This is a genomic window from Shewanella sp. SP2S2-4 (assembly GCF_031932025.1).
In the GTDB taxonomy this organism is placed as follows: Bacteria; Pseudomonadota; Gammaproteobacteria; order Enterobacterales; family Shewanellaceae; genus Shewanella; species Shewanella baltica.
On the sequence record NZ_JAUOER010000007.1, the window covers coordinates 119,546 to 134,773 of the forward strand.

The following is a 15,228-nucleotide window of genomic DNA, read 5'->3' on the forward strand; positions in this document are numbered from 1 at the left end:
GCTTCACTTTGATAAGAGCCCGATAACGCCTTTGCTTTATCGGGCTTTTTTATTGATAGTGATTTGGTGTTTAAAGCATTTCTGCGGGAGTAAATAACTTAGCCACACTCTGACAAATCGTTTCTCTAATCCATTTATGCCCTTGATCTTCATCATTTCTTTGATGCCATAACAACACATAGGCCATGGGCATAAATTCGAAGGGTAAGGGCAGTAGTTTAAGCGGATAGAGCTGGCAGGCGTGCCTTGCAAAGCTCGAAGGCAGAGTGAAGATTAAATCGCTGTGGGCGCATACACTGGCGGCACCATAAAAATCGGGTACTGTTGTACTGATCCGGCGTCGATGGCCGAGATCGGCAAGAAAGTAATCCAGCGCCCACCAATCGCTGCCTTCACAGCGAACCTGCACATGGGCCATGTCGAGGTAGAGTGGGAGATCCCATTGGTCTGAAGTCAGCGCAGCCATCAGCGGGTGGTCTTCACGTACTAAACACACTTGTTGATCGGTAAATAGTGTTTGATAGGCAATCCCTTCAGGTAGGCGATCCACCTGAAAATCGGACAAAGGATGCAAATCCCGCCCTGAAATACCAAAATCAATTTGCCCTTGTTGCAAATCCTGCATCGACTTTTCGGTCCAGACATAGGAGTCAAGTTTGACATTGGGTGCAGTAGTCAACATAGGGCCGATAAAATATGGGATTAAGGTTTCATAGGCGCTTTCCACCATGGCAAAGGAGAATTGTCGATTGCTACTGGCGGGATTAAAGGTCGGAGGCTGAGTGAGTTGATACAAGTCTTGCAAAATATTCGGCAGTTTTTGTCCCAGAATGAGGGCGTGCGCCGTCGGTTTTAAGCCGTGGGCCGTGCGCTGAAATAGCGGATCATCTAAGGTTTCTCTGAGCCGATTTAAGCTCTTACTGAGGGCTGACTGACTTATATGTAATCGGCTGGCGGCGCGAGTCACGCTTTGCTCTTCTAGCAGAACTTTGAGTATGACCAGCAAGTTAAGATCGATTCTGGCTAAGTTGTCGATATTCACAGATATTCCTCAGAGGAAATTTACTTTGGAAATTATACCATTTCTGTTCATACCTTGAGTTAATTAAAATAGCGCCCACTGAAATACCTTTTCCTGATCAACTGAGATTATTTATGCGGCGCAATTTATTACCTATCCTGATGTCTATGGTGCTTCTTAGCCCATTAGCCATCGATATTTACTTACCTTCAATGCCAACTATGGCGGCAGAATTCGCCGTATCTGCCAGTGATGTGCAATCCACGATCGTATTATTTTTATTCGCTATGGGTTTAGGTCAAGTGTTGATTGGGCCATTAGCCGACCGTTATGGTCGCCGTCCCGTGGCTATTTTCGGGGTGTTACTCTACTGTGCGAGTAGCCTTTTAGCAGCTGCAGCTGTCGAATTTCATTGGTTACAGATTGCCCGTTTGCTGCAAGGTTTAGCTGCCTGTTCGACTTCTATTGTGGTGTTCAGCGCCGTACGTGACTGCTACGATCAAAAGGAAGGCGCTAAGATTTACAGTTACTTAAATGGCGCCATTTGCGTTATTCCCGCATTAGCACCGACCTTAGGCGGCTTATTAGCAATGCAATTTGGTTGGCGCTCAACCTTCGTCTTCATGACGTTATATGCCATGTTGATGATGCTTGTTGTCGGGTATCGCTTACCTGAGACTCGACCTGCCAATACGGTCACCACTGGCCCACTTTACCGTTGGGGTCGATATAAGCCTGTACTGGGTAACGCTCATTTTTTGTTTTATGCCTTTGCTTGTATGTCAGCGATGGCCGCGATTTTGTGTTACGTGTCGTATGCGCCAGTATGGTTGATTGGGCATTTAGGGCTTTCTGAGCTCATGTTTAGTGGTCTATTCGGTTTCAATGCCGTGTTTAATATCGTGGCCTGTTTTACTGCACCCCTGATCATTCGCAAACTCGGTAATCGTCCTACAACGATTTTGGCCCTGTCCATACTCGTTTTGTCTGCAGCACTCACTGTGGCTGGTCAGCAATTCGGTCCGAGTACTGGAATGATGGCAGCGTTTGCCTTTATGTTGCCTATGTTGATGTTAGGGGTTGGGTTTTCCTTCTTACTCGGTCCAGCGACCAGTATGGCTCTGTCGGCCTTTGGTGAACGAGCTGGAACTGCCGCGGCTATGTTAGGTTTTATTCAGATGAGCGGTGCGTCCGTGCTTGCTGGACTCGTACAACAAACGAGTTTAACCGCACCTTATGCAGTGGCCTTAGTGATGGGCGTATTTCCTCTCGGTTTATTATTGATGATGGCGCTGAGTCGATTTGACCACTGGCATCAAGAGCAGTTAGCTGGCGAGCATTAGTTCGCAGCACAGGTTAATTACAAAGTCGTTAATCACAGAGTACACCCTTTACCCACAGTTTGTTTGACCGCGAACTGTGGGTATTTTTTATTGTGCCTTGTACCTCTTTATCCTTTGGTATACTCGTAAAATAACTTACTCAAACCGAGGGTAAAGCTTGTCCCGTCACTATTGTGCTATTTGTCGTTATCCCCTGAATGCTTGTCTGTGCGCGAGTGTTCAGCCTATCTCTCCAATGACTCAGTTGGTGGTTTTACAGCACCCGAGTGAAGTCGAACATAAAAAAAATAGTGTGCGGGTATTGAGTCTTGTTGTTGCTGAAACGCAAGTTTATGTGGGCGAAAGCGAGGCCGACTTCAATGGTTTACGGGAACATTTAGCGGCGTGCAATAAGTCGATTTATCTCGTCTATCCCTCTGAGCAAAGTGTGAGTGTTGAACAGCAGCCTATCAACCCAGATTGTGTATTGCTCTTACTCGATGGTACTTGGCGTAAGGCATTTAAGATGTTGCAGCTGAATCCTTGGTTAACCCAGTATCCTGCGGTGCATTTGGCTGAAGGTTATGAGTCGCGTTATCGGATCCGTAAGTCGAGTCGTAGCGATAGTTTATCAACCTTAGAAGCTTGCGCTTATATGCTAAGCGCTCTTGATCCAGTACTGGATGTTCAGCCCTTAATGACGGCATTTGATGCTATGGTTGAGCTGCGAATTAAGGCGATGCCGAGCACTGTGCAGGCTCGTTATCAGAACTCAAACAAACCTAACTGCGAGACTAAGTGAATGTTTTGACATTATTTAGCCTTAGAGGTTTTAGGTCTGATTTAATGCCTTTAAGTTATTGAGTTTTGATACTGCGTACGAATTAAATTAGTCAAAATCTTATTCAGATCACGCTAACTTAGTGTGAAATACGGTTTAATATCAAGGATTCATTTGCGCAGCAAATGATGAGATAGCTTTGCCAGCCAATTGCTTTGCAGGGGAGTGATTCCATTGTTAATCACAATTAGTTAATGGCGTGCTGGCAGGGCTATCGAGCTTTAGCTATATGTTTTTGTTAATCATAGTGAGAGTGCTTTGCCAGTCAATAATTGGCTTTGCGGGGGAGTGATTCCATTGTTAATCACAATTAGTTAATGGCGTGCAGGCAGGGCTATCGAGCTTTAGCTATATGTTTTTGTTAGTCATAGTGAGAGTGCTTTGCCAGTCAATAATTGGCTTTGCGGGGGAGTGATTCCATTGTTAATCACAATTAGTTGATGGCGTGCTGGCAGGGCTATCGAGTTTTAAGCTATATGTTTTTCCGCAAGAATACTTCTGTAACGCCTCTGTTTCTTCTCTAATTCTAATCAAACTCTTCCTAGAAAACAGTTGCATAGGTGTTCATTGTTCGGTGCGAATGTTGAAAGTGCTTTGCCAGTCCATAACTGGCTTTGCAGGGGAGTGATTCCATTGTTAATCACAATTAGTTGATGGCGTGCTGGCAGGGCTATCGAGCTTTAAGCTATATGTTTTTCCGTAAGAAAGGTTTGGGTGAAGTTATCGACTGAACTTGGGTAGCCAAAAAGAAATCCTTGGGCAAAACCTTGGCCCATGTCTGTCATTATGTCTCTTTGTTGTTGAGTCTCTATGCCTTCGGCGACGAAGTGAATATCCAGTGCCTGTGCGAGCTGCACTATGGCATTGCAGAGCTTTTGTCCTGACACTTCGTTTAAACGCAAGGCAAACTCGGCATCAATTTTTACACTGTCTATGGGCAAAGTGCCTAAACGACTGAGTGAGGATAATCCAGTACCAAAATCATCGATAGCAATGCTGACACCTAGGGCTTTTATGCGGTTGAGTGTGAGTCGTGCTTGCTCAGGTTGGCGTAGCAGTGCCGATTCGGTGATTTCTAAAATCAGTGCCTCAGCTGGTAAATTAGCCATTTCCAATGCATTAATCACTTGGTCGATAAAATCTAAGTGTTCCAATTGCAGTGGCGACACATTGACTGAAATTCTAAAGTCTGCCTGATTATGTGCCCGCCATTGTGCCGCTTGCACGCAAGCCTGTTCCAATACCCATTGACCAATACTGACAATTAACCCTGTCTCTTCCAGCAATGGCACAAAATCGGCGGCGTCATAATACTCGGTAGGTGATTTTTGCCAGCGCAGTAGGGCTTCAGCAGCTATCGTTTGATTTGTGTGTAAATCCACAATGGCCTGATAGGCGAGAGTGAATTGTTTTAAGCTGTGCGCATGTCTTAGGCTATTGATTAACTGCAGCTTTAATTCTGCTGCTTGGCTCATAGCCTTATCGTAAAACACGAGGTGCGGTAAGCTCTTTTTAGCACAATACATGGCTGTATCTGCAAGGCTAATCAGTTGTCCCGCTTTATCACTGTGGGTCGGAAATAGCGCAATGCCGATACTCGTGCCTAGGAAAAACTTTTGCCCTTCAATTTCAAAGGGGCTCTCAAATAGACTAAGTATCTGCTCTGCAAACAGTTGGATTTCATCTTTGCAGCTGCAGTCTTGCAGCACTAAGGTAAACTCATCTCCACCCATACGGGCTATGTCGGCTTTTTCGATGCAACCGGCTTCGAGTCTGGCTGCGACGAGTTGTAATACTCTATCGCCCATGGAGTGGCCGAAGCTGTCATTGATATTTTTAAACCCATTGAGATCTAAAAACATTAGCGCACCGAGGGCGAGGGGATCGGTTTTAAGTTTTTCGAGGGCAGTATTGAGGATCTGCTTAAGGTGGAATCGGTTAGGCAATCCAGTCAAGGTATCGTACATAGCACGGGTCGTCAGTTGAGTTTCGAGCAGCTTTTTCGTGCTAATATCACTGAAAATATTCACATTATAGTGAGCGCCATCTTCGGTAATGATTTTACGGCTACTCTGCCAAGCAGGGAAATTGCTACCATCTGAACGTTTCTTCCAGGTTTCACCCTGCCAAAAGCCCCTTTGCTTCAGTGCAGTTTGGCATTCGGTTTCTGCCCCTAAATGATGGCTTTTCAACTCTAAAAATTCAGGGGTTTTACTGATAAGCTGCTCGGCGCTATAACCGCAAATACGGCACATAGCTTTATTAACGGCCAAAATCTGATCATCTGAGTCTGTGATATACACAGCTTCGGCACTTTCCTCGAGCGTCGTCGACAAAATCTCTTTAGGAATATGGGCAAAGCCATCGGTAATAATTTCGCGCATTTGATTACGGCGATTGAGCGCTTGAAATTCCACGAGCACAACGGGCTGTTGCTGCAGATAGCAGCGATAAAGGTTTACTCGAGTTGGCAGTTCATTGCCGACTTGACTCAAGTGTAGCCAGTTGAATTCAACATTATTTCCTGCAATGGCTTCGAGGATCATTTCCCTCGCATATTCAACACTGTTGCGGCCGGATGATTGAATTCTCGGAGAAAAGTCATAGGGCGTCGCATTCACAAACGCATCATACTCAGTCTCAAAATAACCGAGTGTCGCTTGGTTGGCGCTAATAAAGCTGAAGCCTTGAATTAAGGCTAGGGGAGTTTTGTGGGGATGTGCTTGCCAGAGCGACAGCTTTTCTTGCAGTACTGGATCATCCGTACTGAGTTTCTTAAGTAAGTGTTGCCATCTGATCATTTAGGATACTCCCTTGTGACACATATAAGGTCACATCCTATTTTTTAGGTCTTCGTTGATACGAAGTTGCCCAATAGTACATCATTCCAATGGGGTTAAAAATAAACCTAATTGTTGTTTCACTCAAATAGAAACTCAAAAAGTGTAGTTTAAGACTTGTATTTAAGCATATTTTTTAAGAACACCTGCTGAATATTCCAAGCTTAGGCAGATTTTATGCTATGTTTTGCGCATCTTGTGCGAGTTGGCTGTTATCGTTCATCCATTCGATGACCAAATAAAGGAGGCCGGAAATGGCGCATTTATCTAAGGTGCTCATCTCTAAAATGTTGATGTCGTTCATACTGATTTCCAGCATTCATCTTGCTGTGGCTAATGCCGCCGATGCGCCAAAGCCAAAATTAACCCTAGAGCAAAGAGCCGATAAGGCCCGGATAGACTCCCAGCGATTAGAGCAGGCCCAATTAGAGAAGGCGCGCCAAGCCGCTAAGGAGACAGCAGAGCGAGAAGATAAAATCAAACAGCAGTCCCAAACCCATGATTGGGAGGCTCAGCAAAAACTCAAGGCACAGAAACAGTTCGACGAGAGGGAAAGTCGCGAGCAAAAATATTTACGGGAAGCAAAAGAAGCCGCGGCAAAAGAGCGTAAAATCCCTAAGCCTTAACTAAGAGCATCGACACAGTCGATTTCAGCTAGGCAGTGCGAGCATTATTTGTGGGCATTGCGATTATTCTCATTACTATGCACCTTACTATCCCTAGGAATTGTTGTTGAATATCTGCCCCTTATGCCATGGCACTGAATTGCTCGCTTATCATCAAGATAAAAAGCGCGACTACCATCAATGCCAAACCTGCCAACTGGTGAGCGTGCCTCCTGAGTTTTATCTCTCGGCCGAGGCAGAAAAAGCCGAGTACGATAAGCACGAGAATCATGCCAATGATCTTGGCTATCAAACCTTTTTAAATCGCACACTTGAGCCATTACTTAGCCGTGTTAGCATTTCGGCCCAAGGGCTCGATTTTGGCTGCGGCGAAGGTAAGGCATTGAGTATGATGGCAAAGACGCGTGGCTATCAAATCGATAATTACGACCTTTATTACGCCAACAATCCTGAAGCCTTGGCTCGCCAATACGAGTTTATAACGTTAACTGAAGTCATAGAGCATGTGAGCGATGCCGCAGGTTTGCTTGCTCAACTTGATAGCTTATTAAAACCCAACGGCATTTTGGCTGTGATGACTAAACGCGTACAAGATCAGACTGCATTTACCCGCTGGCACTATAAAAATGATCCCACTCACATCAACTTTTATGCCGAAGCGACCTTTGAATGGCTCGCGCATCACTATGGCTGGCGACTCGAAATCATCGATAAAGACGTAGTGTTCTTATATAAAGAGATGCATAAAGTAAATTAATGCAGTCGTAGCGGTTTAACAAAATCATGTCCTTTACCGCTAAGACTGGATGCTAGCGTGGTCCGCTACTCAAGTAGCAGCATATCAGTTGCTCCTTGGTGCCTGAGCACGGTCGAACATGCCATAGTCACGAACAACTTCGGCAACCCGTAGACGATAGTCGGCGAATAATTGTTCGCGTCCTTGAGTTTGTGCCTCGCGGTGATATATCTGTCGTCGCCAAGCCTGTACCGCAGCCTCATTCTCCCAGAATGACAGCGATAATAAGCGTTCGGGATTGACCATGCTCTGAAACCGTTCGATTGAAATAAATCCTTCAATGTTACTCAGGCTTGATTTCAGGTCGGCGGCTATCTCTAAATACTTTTCTTGGCAGCTGGGATTCGGCACGACTTCAAAAATAACGACCATCATAGTTTTGTCTCCGCAGCTCTTTGATAGGTCTTTGCTATCGGCTTTAGGAAACTGCGTTTTTCACTCAAAATAAATTCTCCTTGCTTGGCCAACTGAAAATTTGCCTTGCCTGCGGCTTCTGTCTTCAGTTTGTCTCTATAGCGTTCATAGTGGGCCAGACTATCGAAGCTAATGAGACCAAATGCAGTGTCGTTGGTGCCTTCGTGTGGTAGAAAGTAGCCAAGGAGTTCGCCGCCGTAGGCTGGAATAATATCGCCCCAGTTTTCAGCATATTGGGCAAATTGTTCCAATTTGAACGGATCTATTTTGTATTCGATAAAACAGGTAATTTTCATAGTGTTTGGCGCCATTGACTTGTGTGCTAAAGGTTTTAGTTGCATTGTAATTACCTGAAAACTTAATGCTTCGATGGTTATCGAACTGTTCCCGAATGAGATTACAAGCATGGAACCTAACATTGCCTTTATTGCCAACTTGATTGGTGACGCCGCCCGCTCACGTATGTTGATTGCTCTTATGGGCGGACAGGCATTGACGGCGACAGAACTGGCTCTTGAAGCAGATATCACACCGCAGACTGCTAGCAGCCATTTAACTAAGTTGGTTGAAGGTGAACTATTGCTCGTGCGTAAGCAGGGGAGGCATAAGTATTTTCAGCTCCAGAGCCGCCAAGTGGCCGAACTGTTGGAAAGTTTGCTCAACATGAGCGCAGCCATTACGAACTCTAAGGTCATTCATGGACCTGCGGACCCTAGATTGAGACTGGCTCGTGTTTGTTATGACCATCTCGCGGGTGAATTGGGGGTGGCGCTTTACGACAGCTTAAGTCGGCAGAATTTGATCGCCCATGAAGAGGGCGAAACAAAAATCACCGCGGCAGGGATGACCTTTTTTGCCAAACGTGGCGTAGAACACTCGTTGCTGGGTACACCAGATGATGTATTCGATGTGCCGAAAAGTCGTCAATCTCGCCGTCCTTTATGTAAGTCATGCCTCGATTGGAGCGAACGTCGCAGCCATCTAGCTGGTGTTCTAGGTCAATGGGTTCTTAAGGATATTTTGGCTAAAGGCTGGGCAGAGAAAGCCCTCGACACCCGTGCCCTACAATTTTCAAGCCGAGGGTTAAAATCCTTTCGTGCTGACTATGGCATTGCGACAAAATAGACAAGGTAAATTGGTCTATTTTACCAATGATACATAGCGTCTTGGCCTTGTTTAACAGAGCGCCGCCAGTCCGATGGTTTGAAGAAATTTATCAATAAAAATGTGTGATCTGAAGGTTTTTATAAAATGTCTTTAGGACGAAATTTAAATACATGATCGTTAAAATTTGTGAAGCACTTTTGCCTAGTCTGGTTTACGTACAGAACTCAGCCATTTGGGATTAGCTGTTAGTTAACGCGCTTTGCCCAAAAGCGTGTTTTGAGCAAATGAGAGTACTAGTCTGCCTCCTATTTATAGCCCCAATTTAACCAATGGTGCACAGGGTCCATTATTACAGGGTCAGATCAAGCTATTCTCGCTTTCTCTTACCCAAAGATTGTTGAATCCTGAATTTTTATGGCCTTAACCTACTGATATTAATTAGTTATTTAATGTCTCTCACGCTTTGATTCCTTGTGTCTAATAGGGTTTAAACGAGAAGTCAGAGTAAAACGATGTTAACTTTTTTATCAACGATATGGAGATCATTATGTATCCAAAGGAATTTTACATCCTACCCGAAGAGCTTTTCGTCTAGGAAATGCCTCAAGTCCACGTTTATCTAATGTGTGAGCTAGCTATGTGACAACCATTAATGGAATTATCGCGAACGGAAAAGAAATCAGCGTGTTTGACAGGGAAGGCATCAACAACGCTCCTATGACTGATTGGATTTGGATGTTTCCGCCGAATACCCAGCCTCTACATGGATTAAAAATGGTTCAGCATAAGCCTCACCATTATTATATTTCTCCCGTTCAGAACATGCCGGTGGACAAGTTCAAGGTATTACTCGAAGAAATGTCTTTGAAAGCATCTCTTGTCTTCAAGAAAGAAGGAAAAGTTGTATGAGCCAGTTCAAGCTTGAGCTTGCAGAATCAGAATTGAAGTACATGCTTGAGGGCCTTATGGCGCTTGAGCTGCAAATGGCCGAAACCTGTGAAGCCTCAGATGATCCTGATGAGATTGCAGATATCGGCAATGATCTAATTGAACTGCGCTTGTTGCTCAACCCTCTAAAAGAAAAGGCTATCAGCCAGTTCGGATTAGGTATCACTGATTTTTCACGAGACGAGTTATAAGTTAACAAGGCAGTGAAGGGCGCTGGTGGCTACGACGCTGCTGTATAGATTACAGCAGCGTTAACCATAGATTCTATAATGACGGTTTAGTCTTAAATCGTGCCTGTCAATACTCTACCGTAGACTGATTCACGCCGCCGTTAAAAACTATTCCTTATTTTCTGTTTAAGTGCCATATAAGGAAATTTATTACCTCAAAATGAATCAAATCTCTTAAGAATTGATTCAATGCCAAATAATGGAAATTAAGTCGGCTTCTGGTCGTGAAAATTTGCGCCTAAAGGACAGAATGATTCATCCATTAAGAAATTTTGTGGATTAAAAAAATAAACTAAATAGGTACGCCGGAATTAACGGCATTAAGCACTGCCATGGAAGTGACCGTCCGTGGCATGGATGCCACGTTCGAGCATCCATGGGCGGACTGGCTGCGTGTCACTGTAATGGCAGTGCTTAATCGCAGACATATAATGATAAGTTACTGTTTTATAAGAGTATAATATCGTCATAGCCTTCTTTGCCAGTGAACCACCAGTCCAATTCTTCCCATGTTTAAAGCTTAAGATCTCTAAAAGCTGGATTCCCGCTCAGAAGTATTGCGGGAATGGCGACTAGAGACCGTCTCCAATAAAGCACAGTCTCTTTTACCTTCATCATTAAATCTATTAACAATTCATCAGTGTCCGTGTAGTTTAGGTAGCTTATAAAAACAACAATAGGTTATCGCTATGACTTTACCCTCTGTATCACCATCTGCTATTTCAAAATCAGCAATCCCAAAGGCATTTGAATTTAAATCCTTTGCAAATAAGTCCCATTTTTCCAAGACCTTACTCGCTTCGGCCTTAGCCTTGAGCTTTATGGGCGCGGGTTTGAGTTCGGCGCAAGCGGCGACCAGTGCTATGCCGGATGCGGCTAAGTTGGCGGCGGGTGTGGAACAAAAGGTGATCGACTGGCGCCGCGATTTGCATCAACACCCTGAGTTGTCAAATCGTGAGTTTCGCACCAGCAAGATTATTGAAAAGCATCTGAAATCATTAGGATTGGAAGTACAAACGGGTGTGGCGCATACAGGCGTTGTGGCCATTTTGAAAGGCGGAAAGCTGTCTGGTCCGTTGATTGCAATTCGGGCGGATATGGATGCTTTACCTGTGACTGAGGTGGTCGATTTGCCCTTTGCCTCTAAAGCGACCGATACCTATCGTGATCAAAAGGTGGGGGTGATGCATGCCTGTGGGCACGATACCCATGTGGCCATGTTGATGGGCGTGGCTGAAAACCTCGTTAAAGTGAAAGATAGCCTCGAGGGTGATGTGATGTTTATCTTCCAACCTGCCGAAGAAGGCGCGCCAGACGGGGAAGAAGGCGGCGCGGAGTTAATGCTTAAAGAAGGGCTGTTTGCTAAGCGTAAACCTGACCAAGTGTTTGGTATGCATGTTACCTCTAGCATGCCGAGTGGCATGATTGGTGTGCGCAGTGGTCCGGCGATGGCGAGTGAAGATTCCTTTACGATCAAAGTGAAAGGCCGCCAAACCCACGGTTCGCGTCCTTGGAATGGGGTCGATCCTATTGTCGCTGCGGCGCAAATTATTACCAATGTGCAAACGATCGTCAGCCGTCAGGTGGATATCACTAAAGCCCCTGCCGTGGTGAGCTTTGGTGCGGTTAATGGTGGCATTCGCTCTAACATTATTCCCGATGAAGTCGAGCTGATTGGCACGATTCGCACCTTCGACCAGCCCATGCGCGCCGATATCAAACTGCGTTTAGCTGAAATGGCCGAGTTATCGGCGAAAACGTTGGGGGCGAGTGCGACAACAGAGATCCACCCAGGTTATCCTGTTGTGGTTAATAATCCTGAATTAGTCGCTAGCATGCGTCCTGTGCTCGCCAGTGTGGTGGGCGATAAGATGCTGATTGAACCTGGGTTAATTACAGGTGCCGAAGATTTTTCTTATTACGCCTTAGAAGCGCCGGGGATGTTTTTCTTCCTTGGGGTGACGCCAAAGGGAACTGACCCTGAAACCGCTGCCAGCAATCATTCTCCGGCATTTTATGTGGATGAAAGTGCGCTAAAAGTGGGAGTTGAGGCCATGACTAAAGTGGCGTTGACTGCGCTTAAGGCGCAATAAGTCGGACAGACGTTATTCCGTAAGCTCTTCGGTATAACTTGAGCTTACAAAAAATCGGCGCGGGATACGCTTTCTGCGCTTGATTTGTTAAACAATTTACCTCTATATGTGGATATTTACAGCAAGGAGCGAACAAGATGAAGCGCACGCTATCGGCTCTTGTGTTGGCCATGGGACTTTTGAATCCCCTAAGCCAAGCACAGGCCACCACGGCAGAAGACATTAAGAGTTTCACGCTAGATAACGGCATGAAAATCATGGTGCTAGAAGATGCCTCTATTCCCAATGCCAACATGTATTTGTTTTGGAAAGTCGGTTCACGTAACGAAGTGCCCGGCATTACCGGTATTTCGCACTTTTTCGAACACATGATGTTTAACGGTTCGAAAAAGTACGGTCCAAAAATGTTCGACCGCACTATGGAAGCCGCAGGTGGCGCGAATAATGCGTATACCACTGAAGACATGACGGTTTATACCGATTGGTTCCCCGCCAATGCGCTCGAAACTATGTTCGATCTCGAAGCCGACCGTATCGCAAACTTAGATATCAACCAAACTATGGTCGATAGCGAACGTGGCGTAGTGCAGTCGGAGCGCTCCACTGGCTTAGAAAACTCTAACTGGAATGCCCTTGAAGGCGAAATCAAAGGCGTGGCATTTTTAGCTCACCCTTATTCGTGGTCGGTGATCGGCCATGAGTCGGATATTGCCGCTTGGACGCTGGAAGATCTCGTGCAGTACCACAAAACCTATTACGCGCCGAACAATGCCGTGGTCGTGATTGCGGGTGATGTAAAGGTTGCCCAAGTTAAAGCCTTGGCCGACAAATACTTTGCGCCTATTCCGGCACAAACTCCGCCTAAAGCGATTCGCACCGTAGAACCTGAGCAAAAGGGCGAGCGTCGTACCTTTGTGCAGAAGGCATCGGTGAGCACACCTAATGTGATGCTGGCATACCATATTCCGGCGGCGACTCACGCAGATTTTTATGCGCTGGATTTATTAAGCTCGATTTTAAGCCAAGGTAATAGCTCGCGTTTATATCAATCACTGGTTGATAAACAAGTAGCCTTAGAGGCGCAAACCTACATGCCGATGTCGGTCGACCCGAACCTCTTCTACGTGATGGGTGTTGCCACACCTGAGGTAAAAGCCTCGACGCTGGAGCATGCGCTGATTGAACAAATCGATGCGATTGCGACAACGGGTGTTACTCAGCAAGAACTGGATAAAGTTAAAAATATCAAGTTGATGGATTTCTATCGTTCGATGGAAACCATTAATGGTAAGGCTAATACCATAGGCACCTATGAGATGTATTTTGGCAGTTACGACAAGCTATTTAATGCGCCAGAAGCCTATAACAAGGTGACGCCAGCGGATATTCAACGTGTTGCCCAAACCTACTTACGTAAATCGAATCGCACTGTAGCTGTGCTGGCGGCAAACGAGGAGATATCTCAATGAAATCAACGGCAGCGAAATCGATGGCAATGAAATCGACAGCAATGAAATCACTTAAGATGGCATCACCTGGGAAACCTTCTAAGTTAATGGCCGCATTAGCCCTAGGCACAAGTTTAGCCTTAGCGGGTTGTGCTACGACATCGGCGCCAAAACGCGTTGAAACTGGCAGCTTTGTGATGCCAAGTTACGACAAGTTTGTACTGGATAACGGCTTAACTGTGTATTTAATGCCGCAGCGCGAAGTGCCTTTAGTCACCTTAAATGCCGTGGTACGTGCGGGGGCTGTCAATGACACCACCGCAGGCGTGGCGCAAATGACAGCAGAAGGTTTGTTGTTAGGGGCGGCGGGTAAATCTAAGGCGGATATCGAGCAGCAAGTGGATTTTCTCGGTGCAAGTTTAGGCGCTGAAGCGGATAAAGAAGGCAGCTATCTCAGCGCCGATTTTATGGCGAAAGACACTGACGTCATGCTGGGCTTATTTAGCGCGGCGATGTTAACGCCGGACTTTGACGCCGCCGAGTTCGATAAACTCAAGCAACGCGCGATTGCGGGTTTGCAGCAAGATAAAGAAAGCCCACGGGCTGTGATTGGTCGTTACTTCGATAAGTTGGTATTTGGTGCCCATCCTTATGGTAATGCGGCTTCGGGTAACAGCGATTCGCTTGAACAAGTGACAGTGTCGCAACTGCGCGCTTTCCATAAGAGTTACTACCAACCGGCCAATACTGCGATTACCGTCGTGGGTGACTTTGATGTTGCCGCCATGAAGGCCAAGCTGACACAAACCTTTGGTCAGTGGAAAGGCAGCGAGAAACTGGTGCAGCCTGACTTAAACCAAGGTTTACCTCAGTTAACTGCGGCTAAAGTTTTGCTGGTGGATAAACCCGATGCCATCGAGACAACCTTTGTTATCGGCGGTTTAGGCATTAGTCGTGACAATCCAGACTATGTCGGTTTAACAGTAGTGAACACTATTTTAGGTGGTCGTTTTACCTCTTGGCTTAACGACGAGCTGCGGGTAAACGCGGGCTTAACCTATGGCGCACGCTCAGGTTTTAGTCCTTATACTGACTCGGGTGTGTTCACTATCAGCACTTTCACTAAGACGGAAACCACTCAAGAAGCGATTGATCTCGCACTGAAAACCTATGCTCGTTTATGGGAGAAAGGCGTAGATCAAGCGACCTTAGATTCGGCTAAAGCCTATGTGAAGGGCCAGTTCCCACCTAAGTTTGAAACCTCAGGCCAACTGGCGGGATTATTGTCAGGCATGTATCTGTATGGCTTCGATGATAAGTTTATCAATGAGTTCCAAGCAAAGGTGGATGGTTTGACCTTAGCTGAAACCCAAAGACTCGTGAAAACGTATTTCCCGCAAAAAGATCTGCAATTTGTGCTGATTGGCAACGCGGCTAAGATTGCACCTATCGCCGCTAAGTATGGCAAAGTGCAAACCGTGGATATTAAAGCCACGGGATTTGGCCAATAAGCCAAGTCATTTTAAATCAAGTTATTTTAAG

The 15,228-nt window shown here is 45.8% G+C and carries 14 protein-coding genes; 10 read left to right on the forward strand and 4 right to left on the reverse strand.

Translation table 11 applies throughout. The annotated features are described in order from the left end of the window. Nucleotides 1-70: 70 nt before the first annotated feature. Nucleotides 71-1,042, reverse strand: a complete 972-nt coding sequence (locus tag Q4Q54_RS07960; protein ID WP_220591414.1) for a LysR family transcriptional regulator — start codon at nt 1,040-1,042, stop codon at nt 71-73. A gap of 113 nt (nt 1,043-1,155) precedes the next feature. Here Q4Q54_RS07960 and Q4Q54_RS07965 point away from each other — a divergent pair, with 113 nt between their 5' ends. Then, entirely contained in the window at nt 1,156-2,364 is a 1,209-nt protein-coding gene (locus Q4Q54_RS07965; RefSeq protein ID WP_106649064.1) for a multidrug effflux MFS transporter, read from the forward strand. Nucleotides 2,365-2,521: 157 nt separating this feature from the next. Then, nucleotides 2,522-3,145: a tRNA-uridine aminocarboxypropyltransferase gene (locus Q4Q54_RS07970; protein ID WP_311988156.1), complete on the forward strand. Its 624-nt coding sequence runs from the start codon at nt 2,522-2,524 to the stop codon at nt 3,143-3,145. Nucleotides 3,146-3,864: 719 nt separating this feature from the next. On the opposite strand, the gene Q4Q54_RS07975 is transcribed toward Q4Q54_RS07970, so the two are convergent. Continuing rightward, a complete protein-coding gene (locus Q4Q54_RS07975; RefSeq protein ID WP_311988157.1) occupies nt 3,865-5,985 on the reverse strand; it encodes an EAL domain-containing protein in 2,121 nt (706 codons plus the stop codon). Nucleotides 5,986-6,278: 293 nt separating this feature from the next. Between Q4Q54_RS07975 and Q4Q54_RS07980 the strand changes: the two genes are divergently transcribed. Together Q4Q54_RS07980 and Q4Q54_RS07985 are read left to right on the forward strand one after the other, a co-directional pair. Further along, nucleotides 6,279-6,650 carry a hypothetical protein gene (locus Q4Q54_RS07980; RefSeq protein WP_199908772.1) on the forward strand — a complete coding sequence of 124 codons (372 nt, stop codon included), beginning with the start codon at nt 6,279-6,281 and terminating at the stop codon, nt 6,648-6,650. A gap of 106 nt (nt 6,651-6,756) precedes the next feature. Further along, entirely contained in the window at nt 6,757-7,407 is a 651-nt protein-coding gene (locus tag Q4Q54_RS07985; RefSeq protein WP_311988158.1) for a methyltransferase domain-containing protein, read from the forward strand. An 84-nt stretch (nt 7,408-7,491) separates the two neighbouring features. Here Q4Q54_RS07985 and Q4Q54_RS07990 read toward each other — a convergent pair whose 3' ends face one another. Next, nucleotides 7,492-7,821 carry an antibiotic biosynthesis monooxygenase gene (locus tag Q4Q54_RS07990; RefSeq protein ID WP_311988159.1) on the reverse strand — a complete coding sequence of 110 codons (330 nt, stop codon included), beginning with the start codon at nt 7,819-7,821 and terminating at the stop codon, nt 7,492-7,494. Continuing rightward, nucleotides 7,818-8,201, reverse strand: a complete 384-nt coding sequence (locus tag Q4Q54_RS07995) for an NIPSNAP family protein (protein WP_259511014.1) — start codon at nt 8,199-8,201, stop codon at nt 7,818-7,820. Before Q4Q54_RS07995 ends, Q4Q54_RS07990 begins: the two co-directional genes overlap by 4 nt. 64 nt (nt 8,202-8,265) lie before the next feature. On the opposite strand from Q4Q54_RS07995, the gene Q4Q54_RS08000 reads away from it, so the two are divergent. The 6 genes from Q4Q54_RS08000 to Q4Q54_RS08025 all read left to right on the forward strand — a co-directional run bounded on the left by Q4Q54_RS08000 (nt 8,266) and on the right by Q4Q54_RS08025 (nt 15,197). Further along, nucleotides 8,266-8,985 (forward strand): winged helix-turn-helix domain-containing protein, encoded by a 720-nt coding sequence (locus Q4Q54_RS08000; protein ID WP_311988160.1) that lies wholly within the window; start codon nt 8,266-8,268, stop codon nt 8,983-8,985. Nucleotides 8,986-9,606: 621 nt separating this feature from the next. Next, on the forward strand, nt 9,607-9,876 hold the full coding sequence (locus Q4Q54_RS08005) for a hypothetical protein (RefSeq protein ID WP_014620553.1): 270 nt from the start codon (nt 9,607-9,609) through the stop codon (nt 9,874-9,876). Beyond that, nucleotides 9,873-10,106, forward strand: coding sequence for a hypothetical protein (locus tag Q4Q54_RS08010; protein ID WP_311988161.1), 234 nt, complete (start codon nt 9,873-9,875; stop codon nt 10,104-10,106). The genes Q4Q54_RS08005 and Q4Q54_RS08010 overlap by 4 nt, the downstream gene beginning before the upstream one ends. A 728-nt stretch (nt 10,107-10,834) precedes the next feature. Next, nucleotides 10,835-12,238 carry an amidohydrolase gene (locus tag Q4Q54_RS08015; protein WP_311988162.1) on the forward strand — a complete coding sequence of 468 codons (1,404 nt, stop codon included), beginning with the start codon at nt 10,835-10,837 and terminating at the stop codon, nt 12,236-12,238. Between the two features lie 137 nt (nt 12,239-12,375). Then, the gene (locus Q4Q54_RS08020) at nt 12,376-13,707 is read left to right on the forward strand and encodes a pitrilysin family protein (RefSeq protein WP_259524021.1); all 1,332 of its coding nucleotides are present in this window, start codon (nt 12,376-12,378) and stop codon (nt 13,705-13,707) included. A 26-nt stretch (nt 13,708-13,733) separates the two neighbouring features. Continuing rightward, complete coding sequence (locus tag Q4Q54_RS08025; RefSeq protein WP_409438284.1) at nt 13,734-15,197, forward strand: M16 family metallopeptidase; 1,464 nt, start codon at nt 13,734-13,736, stop codon at nt 15,195-15,197. The last annotated feature ends 31 nt before the right edge of the window (nt 15,198-15,228 follow it).

Excerpts from the sequence above, each read along its gene's own strand:
- Q4Q54_RS07980 (WP_199908772.1), top strand. The coding sequence starts at position 6,279 with ATGGCGCATTTATCTAAGGTGCTCATCTCTAAAATGTTGATGTCGTTC.
- Q4Q54_RS08020 (WP_259524021.1), top strand. The coding sequence starts at position 12,376 with ATGAAGCGCACGCTATCGGCTCTTGTGTTGGCCATGGGACTTTTGAAT.
- Q4Q54_RS07965 (WP_106649064.1), top strand. The coding sequence starts at position 1,156 with ATGCGGCGCAATTTATTACCTATCCTGATGTCTATGGTGCTTCTTAGC.
- Q4Q54_RS07975 (WP_311988157.1), bottom strand. The coding sequence starts at position 5,985 with ATGATCAGATGGCAACACTTACTTAAGAAACTCAGTACGGATGATCCA.
- Q4Q54_RS07990 (WP_311988159.1), bottom strand. The coding sequence starts at position 7,821 with ATGATGGTCGTTATTTTTGAAGTCGTGCCGAATCCCAGCTGCCAAGAA.
- Q4Q54_RS07995 (WP_259511014.1), bottom strand. The coding sequence starts at position 8,201 with ATGCAACTAAAACCTTTAGCACACAAGTCAATGGCGCCAAACACTATG.
- Q4Q54_RS08010 (WP_311988161.1), top strand. The coding sequence starts at position 9,873 with ATGAGCCAGTTCAAGCTTGAGCTTGCAGAATCAGAATTGAAGTACATG.
- Q4Q54_RS08000 (WP_311988160.1), top strand. The coding sequence starts at position 8,266 with ATGGAACCTAACATTGCCTTTATTGCCAACTTGATTGGTGACGCCGCC.
- Q4Q54_RS08015 (WP_311988162.1), top strand. The coding sequence starts at position 10,835 with ATGACTTTACCCTCTGTATCACCATCTGCTATTTCAAAATCAGCAATC.
- Q4Q54_RS08025 (WP_409438284.1), top strand. The coding sequence starts at position 13,734 with ATGAAATCGACAGCAATGAAATCACTTAAGATGGCATCACCTGGGAAA.